Here is a 16101-nt window from a genome sequence, read left to right on the forward strand (position 1 = left end):
ATGCCCGAATCCTCGCAGGTAAGACCCGGTTTCGCGGGTTGGGAAACTTCTGCCTCCCGCGACCGGGACCTGTTCCAACTGGTCGACGACGCCCGCGCGGTGACGGTGCTGTACCCCGCGAAGGGCATCGGCGCGGCGCAGCGCATGGACGACGCGGCGCTGGTGGAGAAGTACGGCGTCCCGGGTTCGTCCTACGCCGACCTGGCGGCGCTGCGCGGCGACGCGAGCGACGGCCTGCCGGGTGTGAAGGGAATCGGCGAGAAGACCGCCACCCAGCTGATCCAGACTTACGGCGACCTGACGGCCGTCCGCGCGGCGGCCGCCGACCCGGCCTCGAAGCTGACACCGGCCCGCCGCAAGAACCTCCTCGAGGCGGCCCCGTACCTGGACGTCGCGCCGACCGTGGTCCGGGTCGCCACCGACATCCAACTCCCGCCGTTCGACCCGCAGTTGCCCCGCGAGCCGCGGGACCCGATGGCGCTCGAGTCGCTCGCCGACCGCTGGGGCCTGGGCACTTCGCTGACCCGAGTGCTGGAGACGCTGGCCGCCCGCTAGAACCGACGTGCCGTCAGGCGCCCACATCCGCCGGGCGGTTGTGGGCGCCCTTCCGTGACGCGGGACGGCCTAGATGTAGCCCTCGCGCAGGGCGTAGGCCACCGCGTGGGCGCGGTTGCGGAGTTGGAAGCGGGTGGTGACGGTGTGGATGATGTTCTTGATCGTCCGCTCCGAGTAGAGGAGCTTGACGGCGATCTCCCCGGTGTCCATGCCGTCGGCGACCAGGCGTAGGACGTCGACCTCGCGGGGCTGCATGCCGTGGTCGGCGGGGCTGTTGTCGGGGCCGTCGCCGGTGCGTCGGCGGCCCATGCAGCCGAGCAGTTTGCCGAGCAGGTCGGGGGGCAGGTCGCCGTGGCCGCGGACGGCGGTGCGGACGGCTTGGCGCAGGCGTTCGCCGGTGATCTCGCGGCGCCACAGGATGGTGGTGACGCCGAGGGAGACGACGTTGAGCAGTTCGGGCTCCTGGATCCGGTCCAGGATCAGCACCACGTGCGTCCGTTCGGCCTTGACCAGCCGGGACAGGCCGGCCAGGGCGGCCTCGTCGAAGGTGTCGGCGACCAGCAGGGCGACGGCGGTGCCGGCCGGCTGGTGGTCCTCCTCGACGAGCGATATCTCCGGGCACTGCCGGAGGTAGCTGACCACTCCGGCCCGGGAGAGCGGGTCCAGGGCGTGGACGGCGACCGGGATCGGGCGGGCGGTCTGTGCCGGGATCGTTCTGGCGGTCTGCGTCGGGATCGTTCGGGTGGTCGTCGCGCGGACGTCGTCGGCGTACTGCAGCACAGCGCTGGATTCCTTTCGTTGCGCTTGGCGGTGCGCCCACCGCCCCCCACGAGCGGTGGCGCACCGTCAGAACCGGTCGGCTGGCGTCGTCCGCACGAGACGCCGTCTCTCCTCCTCCTGCGGCCCGGCTGGTCCGCGGGAGCTCCCGTGTCCGCCGGAGGGCCGGCGGACATGTGCACCGAGTGCAAGCTATCCGCCGCCGGTCAATAAAAGATTGACGGATCCGCATCCGCGTCATCGGTTCCCGTTCGGCGGGAAAAGTTTTTCCGGACCCGCCGGGCGGGCGCGATCCGCGGCACGGCCGTTTCCGCGAGCGGGCATGGCGGAATCGAATGCGCGCGGGCGCGTGGCCGACCGGGTTCCGTCCGTGGCGGTGGAATTGCGTCCGCCCCGGCGCGGCAGTCGGCCGGTCCGAACCGCTACCTTCTGACAATGACGGAAATCGGAGAGCCCCACGGCACGTCGGCCCCGGAGCCGGACGGTGGGGCGGGGCTGCGCCTGTGTCTGCTCGGGCCGGTGCAGGCCTGGTGCGGGGAGCGCGAGTTGGAGCTCGGTCCGCCGCAGCAGCGGGCGCTGCTCACCGCGCTGGCGCTGCGGGCCCGCCGGATCGTGTCGGTCGACGAGCTGCTCGACGCGCTGTGGGAGGAGCCGCCGGCCCGGGCCGCCGCCATCGTGCGGACGTACGTGTCGCGGCTTCGGCGGGTGCTGGAGCTGGACCGGGTGCGCCCGGCGGTGCTGGTGTCCTCGGGCAGCGGCTACGTGCTGCGGCTCCCGGCGGAGTGCGTGGACGCCGAGGTGTTCGAGGACCGGGTCGCGGCGGCGGGCCGGGCCCGTGCGCTGGGGGACGTCGCCGGGGCGCTCGGGCTGCTGCGGGAGGCGTGCGGGCTGTGGCACGGCGAGCCGCTGGCCGGGCTGCCGGGGCCGTTCGCCCAGGCCCACCGGGCCCGGCTGGTCGAGCGCCGGCTGAACGCCGTCCAGGCTTGGCTGGAGACCGAGTTGGAGGCCGGGCGGCACGCGGACGTGATCGGTGAACTGACCGTGTGGGTCAGCCAGTACCCGCTGCTGGAGCCGATGCGCGAGCTGCTGATGCTGGCGCTGTACCGCAGCGGGCGGCAGGCCGAGGCGCTGGGCGTGTACGCGGACGCCCGCCGCACGCTGCTGGAGCAGCTGGGGGTCGAGCCGGGGCCGCGGCTGCGCGAGCTGCACCTGGGCGTCCTGTCGGGCGATCCGCTGCTGGCCGCGCCGGCCGCGGTGCCCGCGCCGGCGGGCGGGCCGGGCGGCGGGCCTGTCGCATCCGTGCAGGTCGCGCCGGCCCAGCTGCCCGCCGACATCTCCGACTGGACCGGCCGGGACGAGCTCTGCGCGGCGCTGTGCGCGGACCTCGCGCCGGGCGGTCCGGCCGTGCCGGTGGTGGGGGTGTCGGGCCTGGGCGGGGTCGGCAAGTCGGCGCTGGCGGTGCACGTCGCGCACGCGGTGGGCGGGCAGTACCCGGACGGCCAGCTGTACGTGAACCTGCAGGGGGCGGGGGCGTTCCCCGCCGATCCGGGCGAGGTGCTGGCCGGTTTCCTCGGTGCGCTGGGCGTGGCCGACGCGGCGATCCCGCAGGGGACGGCGGAGCGGGCCGGCCTGTTCCGGTCTCGGGTGGCGGGTCTGCGGGTGCTGATCGTGCTGGACGACGCCCGCGACAGCCGGCAGATCGGGCCGCTGCTGCCCGGCAGCCGCTCTTGCGCGGTGCTGGTGACCAGTCGGGCCTGGCTGTCGGGGATTCCGATGACCCGTCAGGTCGCCCTGGAACCGCTGACCTCGGAGGAGTCGGTGCGGCTGCTCACCGCGATCGCCGGGGTGTCGCGGGTGGCGGCCGAGCCGGCGGCGGCCCGGCGGGTGGCGGAGGCCTGCGGGTTCCTGCCGCTGGCGGTGCGGACGGCGGCGTCCCGGCTGGCGGCCCGCCCGACCTGGCAGCTGTCGCACATGGCGGACCGGCTGGCCTCGGAGCGGCGGCGGCTGGCCGAGCTGGAGACCGGGGAGCTGGCCGTCGCCGCGTCGTTCCGGCTCAGCTACGACCAGCTCGACCCGGAGACCGCCCGCGCGTTCCGGCTGCTCTCGCTGGCGGACGGCCCAGGCGTGTCCTCGGCGGCGGCCGCGGTGCTGCTGGAGCTGCCGGAGCCGGCGGCCGAACGGCTGGCCGAGGCGCTGACCGACCTGGGCCTGCTGTCCTGCCCGTTCGCGGGCCGCTACCAGTACCACGACCTGCTGCGGCTGTTCGCCCGCGAGCTGGTCCGGGAGGTGGACGGGGACGCCGCCGGGCGGGCCGCCGTCGAGCGGCTGCTGCGGCACTACCTGGCGACGGTGGCGGGCCTGTACCGGGTGGTCCGGCCCGGCTACCCGTTCGCGGACCTGGTGGCGGCGGAGGTCGCCCAGCCGGAGTTCGCTCAGCCGGAGGTCGCCCAGTCGGAGTTCGCCGAGCCGGAGGTCGCCCAGTCGGAGTTCGCCCAGCCGGAGTTCGCCGAGCCGGCCTTCGACGGGCCCGCGGAGGGGCTGCGCTGGGCCAGGCAGGAGATCGCCGCCGTGCTGGCGGTGGCCGAGCAGGCCACCCGGGATCCGGACGGCCCGCTGGCGGTGGTCGCGGACCTGACGCTGGTGCTGATCCAGCTGATCGACCTGGGCATGGCCGTGCCGGAGCTGTGCGACCTGGCCGGACGGGTCGCCGAGGCCGCCCACGCCGCAGGCCTGCCGGAGAGCGAGGCCCGGGCCCGGTACACGCTGATGTGGGCACAGCGGGAGTTCCAGCGCACCTGGCAGGCCCGGTCCGAGGCGGGCCGGGTGGTCGCGCTGGCCCGGCGGACGGGGCAGGCGGCGCTGCTGCCCGGCGCGCTGGTCGTGCAGGCGCTGACCGGCCTCCCGCACTGCACGGACGAGGAGGTGACGGCCTGGTGCGACGAGGCGATCGCGCTCAGCGCCGAGCTGGGCAACCCGTCCTCGCACGCCTTCGTCGAGGGGATGGCGGCGCTGGCCGACCTCGCCGTGGGCCGGCCGGAGTCGGCGCGGCGCCGGGCCGAGCGCAGCCTGGCGACCTTCCGGGAGCTGGGCGACTTCGTCGGCCAGGTGCACATGCTGTACGCGCGGGCGACGGCGCTGCACGGGATGGGGCGGTACGAGGCGGCGTGCGCGGACTACCGGGAGTGCCTGGGGGCGCTGCTCGCGCTCGGTGCCCGGGACCGGATGCCGGGCGTACTGGTGGGCCTGGCCGAGTCCTGCCGGGCCGCCGGGCTGCCGGCCCAGGCGCTGGAGGCGGCCGAGCAGGCGCTGGCGATCGCCCGGAAGGTCGGACTGGAGCACCGGCGGGCGGACGCCGCGGCCGCCATGGGGCGGGCGCTGTTCGACCTCGGGGAGCGCGACCGCGGCCAGGCCTGTCCGGCGTAGCCGGGCCTTCCGGGGCGGCCCGAATTCGAGGGCCTTCGCCGACTCGGGAGCATCTTCATCGCAAATCCGTTATCTTCCCGAGATATTCGGCGCAGGGTGCGCAACGATCATCACGAATCAATTTCGAAGCGGGCGCCCGGGCGGCGAATAGGCGTTCCGGAGATCAATCGGTCGGGCCGGGCTCCGGTGCACCGGACTTCGGGTACGGAAGTCGGGTCGTGCCTGCCGTAGACGATTCCCGGCCGGATTCCGCGCGTGCGTTCTCCGTTCACCCGGAGGGCTCCGCGGCTCACTGGAAGCATTTCGCCCCGGGGCAGGGCCGGCTGCCCCATCGGGCAGTGTCGGCGGGCGGCGGGGACGGGCCGGGGGCGGTGCGTTGACACCCCGCATTGGTCCAGTCCACTGTGGTGAAACCAGGCCATCCACGTTGCCGCCACAGCCCTCCGCCCCCGCCGGCGAGCCCGTCCAGGACGGTACGGCCGGCCGGTCGGGGCACCTTCTCCTCGCTCGACTGCCAGGCGCCGCAACGAATCTGACGATCAGACGGAGATCCCCACACCATGCAACGAGTCTGCCTCGCCCTGCCCACCATGCGAGCCTGCCCCGGCACCATCGTGGACCTCGTCGAGGAGGCGGCCTACGCCGTCGAGACGTTCGGGGCCGAGGTCCACCTCCTGGTCCTCGACACCACCGAGGACGCCGAGTTCGCGAAGAACGCGGACGCCGTGGCCGCGCTGGCCCCCGTCCCCGGCGTGTTCGTCCACCACCTCGGCAACGAGGCGCAGCGCGAGTTCTTCCGCGACGTGGCGGAGCGCTCCGGCGGCGCCGACCCCGGGCTGCTGCTCGACCTGATGCTGCCGTCGGACGTCGCGTACGGCTCCTGCGTCAACCGGATCTTCCTGGGCGCCGCCGCCCTGGGCTGCACCTCGGCGCACCTGCGCAACGACGACTTCGACTACCAGGTCGTCGACGGGAAGAAGATGTTCCCGATCCACCACGAGCTGCTGTCGATCGGCAAGCCGGCCGGGGAGGCGCTGGCCGGGGTGGCCCGCTCCGAGCTCGACCCGGCGGACGCGGACAAGCCGGTGATGCTGGTCAGCGCCGCCTTCATGGGCGAACTCAACGTGGACATCGGCGAGATCAACGAGCTGGACCCGGAGGTCTACCGGGACCTGGTGCGACTGTGGACGCCGCGGGTGTGGACGCGGGAGGAGCAGGACGCCATGGTGGACATCTCCTTCAAGGGCGCCGAGTACGACTCGTTCGACGCCGCCGACTCGGTGCTCGGCGTGCCGGACATCTGGGACGTCTACATGTGCAACGTCGCCCTGGACCACCGGGGTTACGAGGTGCTGCCGCTGGTCCCCTCGCTGCGCACCATCGGCAGCGACTACGCGCTGCTGCACGCCCTGGTGCACTCCAAGCTGCCCGCCGTCATCCACAAGCGGCACATCGTCAACTACTACACGCCCGAACGCCGGATCGGCGCCGGGTTCCTCTCGTACCAGCTGCGCTTCGTGAAGATGCTGCTCTCGATGCTGTACCTGTACCCGGTCTACGGCCAGATGATCGACCTCGGCACCGGACTGCTGGACGAGCGGCACGAGTTGAAGGTCGAGCCGATCCTCGGCCTGGTGCGCAGCACCTTCGACCTGGACCGGGACGTCAACGAGCAGTGCCTGGACGAGGTGGACCGCCTGTACCGCAAGCTGGGCGGCAAGTACGCCGAGCTGGCGGACGTGGTGGCCGGGCAGCGGCAGCAGCTGCTGGACGAGGCCCGGGAGGACGCCGAGCGCTGGGCCGTGCTGATCGAGGCCTGGGCCCCGATGGTGGCCGCCGCCCGCGAGCGGGGGCTCGCCGGGTGAACGAGGAGTTCCTGATCCGGCAGCTGGCCGACGGGGACTGGGACGCCGTGGTCGCGCTGGAGCACGACGCCTACGCGGCCGACGGCCTCTCCGAGGGCCGGGAGGCGCTGCAGTCCCGGGCCCGCTGCTCGCCGGAGACCTGCTACGTGATGGAGCGGCACGGCACCGTCCGCGGTTACCTGCTGAGCCTGCCGTACCCGCCGCTGCGGTGCCCGGACCTCGCCGTGGCCGAGGCCGGGGCGTTCGAGTCGGACAACCTGCACGTGCACGACCTGGTGCTGGCCGAGGAGTTGCGCGGCCGGGAGCTCGCCGCGGACCTGATGGAGCACGCGCACGCGCGGGCCGCCGCGGCGGGCTTCGCGCAGATCTCGATGGTCGCGGTGCGCGGCTCCGACATCCTGCTGCGCTTCTACGGCTACCGCGCGCACCGGGAGGTGGCCGTGCCCGCGTCCTACGGGCGGCGCGCGGTCTACATGTCGAAGTCCCTGGGCTGACGGCGGTGCGTACTGGGCCCGACCGGCTTGACTGCCGGTCGGGCCCTTGCCGCTGTCGGTCAGGCCCAGTGGTGCCGGCGGACGGTGAAGGGGCGGTCCTCGTCGGCAGCGACCGCCGCGCGGAACGGGCCCGGGACGGGGACGTCGGCAAGCCGGAGCGGGCCGGGGCCGAGCGGGCCCGGGTCGGGCAGGCGCAGCGGGGAGGGCCCGGCCAGCGGGAGGCCGAGTCCCTGGGCGAGCCGGCCGCCGTACACCTTGACGCAGGCCTCGCGGCGGCACCAGAGCCGGGTGAAGCGCTCGGCGCCGTCGGCCGGGGTGGGCGCGTCGAGGACGAGTGCCGCGTCGGCGGGCGGGAAGTGGCGGCGGGCGATCCGGGTGCCGACGCCGGGCGGGCGGAGCTGCTCGACGTCCGCGCCGACCTGGCGCCCGTCCGCGATGGCGAGCAGCGCGAGGGCGCCCGAGGCGGACCAGTTGACGTCGATCCCGCCGCCGCCCGCGGGGCTGGGCTTGCCGTGCGGGCCGCGACGCCACGTCAGGTCGGCGGGCGCGACGGCGAGCCGTTCGGCGACCAGCAGCCGGACGGCACCCCGGACCACGGTGAAGCGTTCGCCCTGCCGCGGGTCGTGGGCCCGGTCGGCCCGCTGCCGCTCCTCGGCGTCGAGCAGGCCGTACAACTGGCGGACGACGGCCGGGGGCTGGTCGGTGGGGATGCTCCAGACGTCGATGACGTCGGTGGCGTCGATGACGTCGGTGGCGTCCGTGGCGTCGGTGGCGGTGCTCACGGCAGGGTCAGGGTGCTGAGCCGGCCGAGGCGCCGGTCGTGGTCGGCGACCAGCAGCGGGCCGTGCCCGGGGAGGCGCTCGGCGAGGCGGTCGGCGAGCAGGCTCCAGACGCCGGTGAACGGCTGTCCGGGGCTCGCCGCCCCGGCGGTTTCGGGGCTGCCGTGCGAGGCCAGCTCTGCGGCAAGCAACAGCCTTGCGCCGGGCCCGAGTTGGCGGTGTTCGTCGAGGACGGAGCGCAGCGCCCGGGCGCCGTCCGGCTCGGCCTGCTGACGTACCCGCAGGCCCTCGCCCGGGGCCTCCTCGCAGACCAGGACGACGGCGCGGTGCTCGGCGGGCAGCTCGACGGGCTCGGCGGGCTCGTAGTGCAGGGCGCTCTGTTCGGCGAGCACGATCACGGCCCGCCGGCAGCCGCCGGTGCGGTGGTGGGCGGCGGCGATCCGCAGGGCGGTGAAGGCGGTGGCGCTGCCCTGGTCGCAGACGGCGAAGGCGGTCGGCTGCCCGGGGCAGTGGCGGCTGAGTTGGAGCGAGGCGGGTGCGGCGGGCCGGACGTCCGGGGAGGAGAAGGCGAGGATCAGCAGGTCGGCTGGTTCGCCCCCGGGCAGGGCCTGTTCGAACAGGCCGGCGGCCATCGCGCCGTAGTCGTGCCCGGCGCCTCCGGTCAGCAGGTCCTCGCACAGCGGCAGGCCGTACGGGCGGACCAGGTCGGCGGTGAAGGTCCGCAGGTCGGGGTGGAGCGCGGCGGCCGAGTGGCCGTCGAATCCGGCGGCGACCGCCCTGGTCACGCGCAGGCCGCGGGTCTCGGCGGGCATCGGTCAGTCCTCGTCGGCGTAGTGCCCGACGACGTAGTCGGTGAGGCTGTCGATGGTGCGGATGTCGTCGATGGCGAGGTGCTCGACGTCGACCTGGATGGCGAGCGTCTCCTCGATGTCCAGGACCAGTTCGACGATGCCGGAGGAGGTGAGGCCGTAGTCGTCGAAGAAGCAGGCGTTCGCGGGGATGTCGGCGAGCTCGACGCCCAGGACGCGCGGCAGGACGTCCTCGATGCCGCGCCGGATGCGGCCGCGCACCTCGGGGTCGACCGGCTCGGTGGTGGGCAGGGTGGATTCTGACATGGGTGGACCGTCCGGTGGTGGGTGGCGAGGAACAAGGATGCGTCAGTGCCGCAGCACCATGGCCGCGAAGGTGGCGCCGATGCCGGCGGCGGCGATCAGGTAGTGGTCGCCGGGCCGGAGCGCTCCGCCGGTGGTGGCGGTGCGGAGGTTGATGAAGGCGTCGGCGGCGAAGCTGTGTCCGACCGTGAGTACGTTCTCCAGGACCACCTGCTCGACGGGGTAGCCGAGTTGGCGGCAGATCATCCGCCAGGAGGCCTGGTTGACGTTGTGCGGGAGCAGCAGCGCGATGTCGGAGAGGTCGAGGCCTGCCTGGTCGAGCGCGGCCTGCACGGTCTCGATCATGGTGGGCTGGTACTCCCGCTGGTAGCGGACCAGCAGCTCCGGATCCTCGGCGGGTCGGCCGTAGAACTCGGGGCGCTGGCGGACCGCGTAGGAGAGCACCCGGTTGCGGTCGCCGTCGGGGCTGACCAGGCAGGCCGTCGACGACTCGGCGAAGATCGTGGTGTCGGGGACGAGTTGGGCGTCCCGGGTGAAGGTCTTCTCCCCCGCCACCACCAGGGCCAGCGCTGTCGGGTCGCCGTCGTCGGCCAGCAGTCGCCCGGCCAGGTCGACGGCCAGCAGCGAGGCGGCGCAGGCCTGTTGGGTGACGGTGAACGCGTCGGCGTGGGTGAGGCCGAAGCGTTCCTGGAGCTGGTGCAGGGGGTTGAGCGGGTAGGGCACGGCGACCGGTGTGTTGCGGGCGTGCAGCAGGTACCGGACGCGGTGTTCGTTGCCGCGCAGTTCGGGCAGTGCCCGGACGGCGGCGTCCAGCAGGTCGAGCAGCGTCCCGTCCGGGTCCAGGCGTACCTGGTCCAGGCCGTGGAAGCGGCGGAAGAGTCGGAGTTGACGTGGGGTAAGGCCGATCCGGGCGCCCACGTCCTCGATCGATTCGAGTCGTGGGGGGAGGTGGACGGCCACTGCCTCCAGTGCGGTCACGCCGGTTAGTATTCCCACGCTCTGCGGGTCGCACAAGCGATCACCGCCCTGGAGCCCCCTCCCTCACCCCCGTTGCCGTCGAGCCGGTGGAGCCTTCCGATGACTGATCCCCAGCATTCCTCCGTATACCCAGAAACCGTTTCCGGCCTGGCCTCCGGGCCGCCCGGCGGCTTGGATCCGGCGCTGCTGGCCGCGCTGGCCGAGGCCGCCGACGCTCTGCCCGAATGGGCAGAGTCGCTCGCCCCCGGGGACCGACTCGACGGTGATCTCGCCCTGGACGAGAGCGAGTTCGCCGCCCTGGACGCGCTGCTGCGGGAGCGTTTCGGCGCCGACCTGGGCGCGCTGCGGGCCGGCCTCGGCCTGGACGGCCTGAGCGCCCTGACCGTCGGCGACCTGGCGGAGCTGGTGCGCCGATGAGCCGCTTCCTGCTGGTGGTGCCCCCGCTGGCCGGGCACGTCAATCCGGCGGCCGGGATCGCGGACGAGCTCGCCGCGCGCGGCCACGAGGTGGCCTGGACTGGCACCGAGACGATGCTGCGGCCGCTGCTCGGCCCGGACGCCCGGATCTTCGGCACCGGCAACCGGATGTTCCGGGCGATGGGGGGCCACGGCCTGGCCTCGCTGCGTTCGCTGTGGGAGGGCTTCGTCGTCCCGTACGCCAGGTTCACCCTGAAGCCGTTGGACGCGGTGGTGCGGGAGTTCCGGCCGGACGCGCTGCTGGTGGACCAGCACACCCCGGCGGGCGCGCTGGTCGCGCACCGGCATGGGCTGCCGTGGGCGACGCTGGCGCCGGGGGCGATGGAGCTGGGCCGCCCGTACCGGCACCTGCCGCAGGTCGAGGCCTGGACGGCGGGCCTGCTGGCGGGGCTGTGGGAGCGGGCCCAGCTGCCCGCCGACGAGTTCACGGACCCACGCTTCTCGCCGCACCTGCTGCTGGCCACCACCGGCCGGGCGCTGCTCGGCCGCGAGCTGCCAGCGCTGCCTCAACTCGCCCTGGTGGGACCGGTGCTGACCGCTCGTCCGGCGGATCCGGCGTTCCCGTGGGAGCGGCTGGAGTGGGCGCGACTGAAGTGGGCGCGGCTGGAGCCCGGCCGGCGCACCGTGCTGGTCACCATGGGGACGATGTCGGACGCGGTCGGCGCGGACTTCCTGCACCGCACCGTCGAGGCGCTGGCGCACCTCGGGGACGTCCGGGCGGTGATCGCCTCGCCCCGGGGGGCACTGCCGGCTGCCCTTCCGGACTCCGTCGTGGTGGTCGATCGGGCACCGATCCTGGAGCTGCTGTCCAGGGGCGGGTTGGACGCGGTGCTCTGCCATGGTGGGATGAACACCGTGGTCGAGTCGCTGGCGCACGGTGTCCCCGTGCTGGCGGCGCCGATCCGCAACGACCAGCCGTTCGTGGCGCAGCGGGTCGTGGAGGCCGGGGCCGGCCTCCGGGTCCCGTTCGCCCGGGTCAGTCCGCCGGTGATCGCCGAGCGGCTGCGGCGGGTGCTCGACGAGCCCTCCCACCGAACGGCCGCCGAGTCGATCGGTCGTCAACTGCTGTCCGGCGGTGGGGCGTTGACCGCCGCCGACCGGATGGAAGCGCTGGTCGCCCCCTGATACCGCCTCACGCCCGCCAACTCCCGCCATTTGCACGGGGGTTGGCGGGCGCGAGCCCCCACACACCGTCCCATCCCGGGAGTTCTGGTTGATCAAGACCAAGGGACTTCGCAAGTCCTACCCGTCCGGCAAGCACGGCCGCACCGTCGTCGACGCCGTCCGCGGCATCGATCTGGATGTCCGGGCGGGCGAGATCTTCGGCTTCCTCGGCCCGAACGGCGCCGGGAAGACCACCACGCTGCGCATGCTCGCCACGCTCATCCGCCCGGACGGCGGCGAAGCCCTGATCGCCGGCGCCGACCTGCTGGCCGACCCGGCCGGGGTCCGCCACCGGATCGGCTACGTCGCCCAGGGCGGCGGCACCGCCGACGCGGTCACCGGCCGCGAGGAACTGGTGATGCAGGCCCGGATGTACGGCAGCCGCAAGGCCGACGCGCTGCGGCAGGCCGAGGACGCCCTGAAGGCCTTCGACCTCACCGAGTTCGCCGACCGCCACTGCAGCACCTACTCCGGCGGCCAGCGCCGCCGGGTGGACATCGCCCTCGGCGTGATCCACTCCCCGAAGGTGCTGTTCCTGGACGAGCCGACGGTCGGCCTCGACCCGGCCAGCCGCGGCCAGGTGTGGGCCGAGATCAAGCGGCTGCGCACCGAGGGCATGACCGTGGTGGTGACCACCCACTACCTGGACGAGGCCGACGCGCTCTGCGACCGGGTCGCCATCGTCGACCACGGCCAGATCGTCGTCGAGGGCACGCCCGAGGCGCTCAAGCGCGAGATCTCCGGCGACGTCGTCCTGCTCGGCCTCGCCACCGGGGACGCCGAGCCCGCGGCCGACGCCCTGCGCGAGCAGCCCTCCCTGCACCGGCTGGAACCGGGCGAGGACGGCCTGCGGCTCTACCTGGACGACGGCGCGGCCGCGATCCCGCAGCTGCTGAGCGTCCTGAACGGGGCGGGCATCGTCCCCGGGACGGTGCAGCTCCAGCGGCCGAGCCTGGACGACGTCTTCCTGGCCCGCACCGGCCGCTCCATCGAACAGTCCTGACGAGAAATCCCTGGGGTCCCTTTCGTGAAGCTCGCCCGTGACACCTGGCTGGTCTTCCAGCGGCAAGCACTGCTGATGTGGCGCACACCGATCTGGATCGTGATCGGCATCACCCAGCCGGTCTTCTACCTGCTGCTGTTCGCCCCGCTGCTCAAGAAGGTCCTCGCGCCCATGGGCGCCACCAGCTACGCCGAGGCCTACCAGATCTACGTCCCCGGCCTGTTGGCGGTGCTCTGCATCTTCGGCGGCCTCTACACCGGCTTCAGCCTGCTCGGCGAACTGAAGGCCGGCATCATCGAACGCTCCCGGGTGACCCCCGTCAGCCGGCTCGCCCTGCTGCTGGGCCGGGCGCTGCGCGAAATGGTCGGACTGCTCGTCCAGGCCGTCATCATCACGCTGGTCGCGCTGCCGTTCGGCCTGCGGGTCGACCCGCTGAGCCTGCTGCTGGCCTACGTCCTGCTCGCCCTGCTGGCCCTGATGACCTCCGCCATCTCGTACGGCATCGCGCTGGCTCTGCCCAACGACGCCGCGATGGCGCCGGTGGTGAACACCATCGCCCAGCCGATCGGCCTGCTCTCCGGCGTACTGCTGCCGCTGGCCCTGGCGCCGATGTGGCTGCAACGGGTCGCGGAGTGGAACCCCTTCTACTGGGCGGTGGAGGGCATGCGGGCGCTGTTCTCCGGGCACCCCGGCGACAGCGTGGTCTGGCAGGGGCTACTGATCGTCGCGGTGCTGACCACCGCGGCGGTGTTCTACTCGGCCAGGCTGTTCTCGGCCCGGATCCGGTAGCCGCGAACGCACGAAAGGGGAAGGGCCGCGGCCCCTCCCCTCTTTCCGGCGGGTGATCGTTTCCCTGGTTCTCAGAGTCGCGCCATCGTCCTGGCCGACCTCGGCACCGTCCGCCTCCGCCAGGACGACGTGGATGGCGCCCTCACCGCCTGGAGCGATTTCTCGACCCCGCGGACGGCATCCGCTCCATCAAGGTGCAGGACGCCATCCACGACATGCGGGCCCGCCTGTACCGGCTGCGTGACGTACCCGGTGTTGAGGAACTGGACGAACGAGCGTCAGCACTAGAACAGGTGGACACCCGATCGGGCTGACCGGTGCCGTACCACGGAAGTCCCGCCCGATCACACGGATCGGACGGGACTTCGTGAACCGCTCCTGAGCCGACTCCAGCACAGTCGTTCTGCAGGGTTCGGCGTGTTCAGCTCGCGGCGGCCGTCGCGGCCCGGATGAAGTCGGCCAACCGAGCCACTCCTTCCGCTGTCTGACGCTCGCTCAGGGCGCTGATCGACAGCCGCAGTCGGCGCTCGCCGCCGCCCGCCGGGTAGAACGGGGCCATCGGCGTCCAGAGCACGCCGTGTTCGCGGGCGCAGCGTTCCATTGCTGCTTCGTCGGCGGTGAACGGCACCTGGAGCACGGCGAAGAAGCCGCCCTCCGGTTCGTTCCAGGAGACGCCGAGCCGGGCCCGTTCGGCCGGCGGGAAGTGTCGCTCCAACTCCCGTAGCAGGGCTGCCAGGTTGGCTGCGTAGTGGGTGCGGGCGGGGGCGTTGGCTTCGCGCAGTCGGCAGTCGTGGTGGAGCAGCATGCCGCCGATGACGGCCTGGCTGAGCGCCGGGGTGTTGACCGTCGTCATGCTCTTCAGCTTGGCCAACTCGTCGGCGAGCAGGGTCGTCCGGCCGTCCGGGGCGAGTACCCGCTGGTCGGCGACGACGTAGCCGAGCCGGGCGCCGGGGAAGCAGGTCTTGGCGAAGGAGCCGAGGTAGATCACTTGGCGGCGCCGGTCCAGCGCCTTCAGGGTGGGGCGCTCGCCGGGCGCACCGGGCTCGCGGGTGAAGAAGCCGTACGGGTTGTCCTCGATCACCAGCAGCCCTTCCTCGGCCGCTGTCTCCAGCAGCCCGGCCCGCGCCGCGACCGGCATGCTGGTGCCGGACGGGTTGGCGAAGTCCGGGACGGCGTAGAGCGCGCGCGGGCGGCGGCCGGAGGCGCGGACGGCGCGGGCCGCCTCGCGCACGGCCTGCGGGTCGGGGCCGCCGTCGGGGCCCTCCGGGACGGGGACGGTCGTCAGGTCGAGCAGCCGGGCGGCGCCGGTGACGCCGACGTAGCAGGGCGAGCTGACCAGCAGGACGTCGTCCGGCGTGGCGCAGAGCGCGCGCAGCACCAGCAGCATGCCCTCCTGGGCGCCGACCGTCAGCACCAGCGACTCGGGGGCGACGTGCAGCCCCTCGTCGTTGGCGAGGGTGCGGGCGACCAGGTCAGCGATGATGCCCTTGGTCGGCCCGTACTGGAACAACGCGGTGCGCACGGCGCTGCCGCTCAGACCGCGTTCGGCGAGGTGGGCGAGGTAGATGGCCAAATAGGTGTGGACGTCCTCGGGCTCGAAGAAGCCCTCGTGCGGGCGGCCGGGGGCGAAGGAGAGCGCGTCCGGGTAGCGCTCGGTGACCTCGTTGAGGAAGGTCATCGCGTCCAGCAGCGGGTCGGCGAGGCTGGCGTGCAGCTCGCCCAGCGGGAGCGTGGTGGTTGTCATCATCGGAGGGCCTCGCGGAGTCGGTCGGCGGCGTAGTGCTGGGCGTCACTGCCGTCGTCCAGGACGCCGGCCATCGCGAAGAAGCCGTGCGGCATGCCTTCGTAGCGGCGCAGTTCGACGGGGACGCCGGCGGCGCGCAGGGCCTCGGCGTACGCCTCGCCCTCGTCGCGCAGCGGGTCGTACTCGGCGGTGATCACGGTCGCGGGCGGCAGGCCGGCCAGCGAGGGGGCGCGCAGCGGGGAGGCCAGCGGGTTCGCGCCGTCGGCCGGGTCGGCGAGGTAATGGCCCCAGTACCAGGCGACCGAGCGGCGGTTGAACAGCAGCGGGTCGTCGTGCTCGCGGGCGGACGGGGTGTCCGCGGCGTGGTCGGTGTTGGGGTAGACCAGCAGCTGGTGCCTGATCGCCGGGCCGCCGCGCTCACGGGCGGCCAGCGTGAGCGCGGCGGCCAGGTTGCCGCCGGCGCTGTCGCCGGCGACCGCGATCCGCTCGGCGTCGGCGCCCAGTTCGGCGGCGTGCGCGGCGATCCACTCGGCGGCGGCGATCACGTCGTGCACGGCGGCCGGGAAGGGGTGCTCGGGGGCGAGCCGGTAGCCGACCGAGACGGTGACGCAGCCGACGGCGTTGGTGAGGCGGCGGCAGATCGCGTCACTGGTGTCCGGCGAGCCGAGGGTCCAGCCGCCGCCGAACAGGTAGAGCAGGACGGGAAGTTGAGCGTCGACTTCGGGGCGATAGACCCGTAGCGGCAGCGGGCCGCCGGGGCCGTCGACGGTCAACTCCTCGACCGAGCCGACCGGTTCCGGATTCCCGGCGGCGGCCCGGATGTCGGCGAGATCCGCGGCGCGAGCCTCGGCGAGAGTACGGGTGTACAGCGGTGGCGTACCGGCGGCGGCGCGCTGCGCGCGCATGGCCTCGGCCTGGGGGTGCAGTGGCAAGGGACGTTCC

General features: G+C 73.5%; 14 protein-coding genes and 1 pseudogene. 8 read left to right on the forward strand and 7 right to left on the reverse strand.

Features of this window, described 5'->3' with window-relative positions; all coding sequences use genetic code 11:
* Positions 1-60: 60 nt before the first annotated feature.
* A pseudogene (locus tag ACFYS8_RS00640) lies at positions 61-555 on the forward strand (5'-3' exonuclease H3TH domain-containing protein); the annotation flags it as partial.
* 69 nt (positions 556-624) lie between these two features.
* On the opposite strand, the gene ACFYS8_RS00645 reads toward ACFYS8_RS00640, so the two are convergent.
* On the reverse strand, positions 625-1335 hold the full coding sequence (locus ACFYS8_RS00645; protein ID WP_387633848.1) for a LuxR C-terminal-related transcriptional regulator: 711 nt from the start codon (positions 1333-1335) through the stop codon (positions 625-627).
* Positions 1336-1767: 432 nt separating this feature from the next.
* Here ACFYS8_RS00645 and ACFYS8_RS00650 point away from each other — a divergent pair, with 432 nt between their 5' ends.
* The 3 genes from ACFYS8_RS00650 to ACFYS8_RS00660 all read left to right on the forward strand — a co-directional run bounded on the left by ACFYS8_RS00650 (position 1768) and on the right by ACFYS8_RS00660 (position 7114).
* Positions 1768-4755 (forward strand): BTAD domain-containing putative transcriptional regulator, encoded by a 2988-nt coding sequence (locus tag ACFYS8_RS00650; RefSeq protein WP_387633850.1) that lies wholly within the window; start codon positions 1768-1770, stop codon positions 4753-4755.
* Positions 4756-5315: 560 nt separating this feature from the next.
* Positions 5316-6620, forward strand: a complete 1305-nt coding sequence (locus ACFYS8_RS00655) for a DUF6271 family protein (RefSeq protein ID WP_387633852.1) — start codon at positions 5316-5318, stop codon at positions 6618-6620.
* Complete coding sequence (locus ACFYS8_RS00660) at positions 6617-7114, forward strand: GNAT family N-acetyltransferase (protein ID WP_387633854.1); 498 nt, start codon at positions 6617-6619, stop codon at positions 7112-7114. The genes ACFYS8_RS00655 and ACFYS8_RS00660 overlap by 4 nt, the downstream gene beginning before the upstream one ends.
* 59 nt (positions 7115-7173) lie before the next feature.
* On the opposite strand, the gene ACFYS8_RS00665 is transcribed toward ACFYS8_RS00660, so the two are convergent.
* The 4 genes from ACFYS8_RS00665 to ACFYS8_RS00680 are packed head-to-tail and all read right to left on the reverse strand — an operon-like array spanning position 7174 to position 9983.
* Positions 7174-7896, reverse strand: coding sequence for a 4'-phosphopantetheinyl transferase family protein (locus ACFYS8_RS00665; RefSeq protein WP_387633856.1), 723 nt, complete (start codon positions 7894-7896; stop codon positions 7174-7176).
* On the reverse strand, positions 7893-8705 hold the full coding sequence (locus ACFYS8_RS00670) for a hypothetical protein (RefSeq protein WP_387633858.1): 813 nt from the start codon (positions 8703-8705) through the stop codon (positions 7893-7895). The genes ACFYS8_RS00665 and ACFYS8_RS00670 overlap by 4 nt, the downstream gene beginning before the upstream one ends.
* Before the next feature lie 3 nt (positions 8706-8708).
* Positions 8709-9008, reverse strand: a complete 300-nt coding sequence (locus ACFYS8_RS00675; protein WP_387633860.1) for an acyl carrier protein — start codon at positions 9006-9008, stop codon at positions 8709-8711.
* Positions 9009-9050: 42 nt separating this feature from the next.
* Positions 9051-9983, reverse strand: a complete 933-nt coding sequence (locus tag ACFYS8_RS00680) for a 3-oxoacyl-[acyl-carrier-protein] synthase III C-terminal domain-containing protein (protein WP_387633862.1) — start codon at positions 9981-9983, stop codon at positions 9051-9053.
* Positions 9984-10082: 99 nt separating this feature from the next.
* Here ACFYS8_RS00680 and ACFYS8_RS00685 point away from each other — a divergent pair, with 99 nt between their 5' ends.
* The 4 genes from ACFYS8_RS00685 to ACFYS8_RS00700 all read left to right on the forward strand — a co-directional run bounded on the left by ACFYS8_RS00685 (position 10083) and on the right by ACFYS8_RS00700 (position 13415).
* On the forward strand, positions 10083-10400 hold the full coding sequence (locus ACFYS8_RS00685) for a hypothetical protein (RefSeq protein ID WP_387633864.1): 318 nt from the start codon (positions 10083-10085) through the stop codon (positions 10398-10400).
* Positions 10397-11584: a glycosyltransferase gene (locus ACFYS8_RS00690; protein WP_387633866.1), complete on the forward strand. Its 1188-nt coding sequence runs from the start codon at positions 10397-10399 to the stop codon at positions 11582-11584. The genes ACFYS8_RS00685 and ACFYS8_RS00690 overlap by 4 nt, the downstream gene beginning before the upstream one ends.
* 88 nt (positions 11585-11672) lie before the next feature.
* A complete protein-coding gene (locus tag ACFYS8_RS00695) occupies positions 11673-12626 on the forward strand; it encodes an ATP-binding cassette domain-containing protein (protein ID WP_387633868.1) in 954 nt (317 codons plus the stop codon).
* A 24-nt stretch (positions 12627-12650) separates the two neighbouring features.
* Entirely contained in the window at positions 12651-13415 is a 765-nt protein-coding gene (locus ACFYS8_RS00700; protein ID WP_387633870.1) for an ABC transporter permease, read from the forward strand.
* Between the two features lie 421 nt (positions 13416-13836).
* Here ACFYS8_RS00700 and ACFYS8_RS00705 read toward each other — a convergent pair whose 3' ends face one another.
* Positions 13837-15159: a PLP-dependent aminotransferase family protein gene (locus ACFYS8_RS00705; RefSeq protein WP_387633872.1), complete on the reverse strand. Its 1323-nt coding sequence runs from the start codon at positions 15157-15159 to the stop codon at positions 13837-13839.
* A complete protein-coding gene (locus ACFYS8_RS00710; RefSeq protein WP_387633874.1) occupies positions 15159-16091 on the reverse strand; it encodes an alpha/beta hydrolase in 933 nt (310 codons plus the stop codon). The genes ACFYS8_RS00705 and ACFYS8_RS00710 overlap by 1 nt, the downstream gene beginning before the upstream one ends.
* Positions 16092-16101: the final 10 nt, after the last annotated feature.

Origin of the sequence: Kitasatospora sp. NPDC004615, assembly GCF_042873545.1 — a bacterium.
Lineage (GTDB): Bacteria > Actinomycetota > Actinomycetes > Streptomycetales > Streptomycetaceae > Kitasatospora.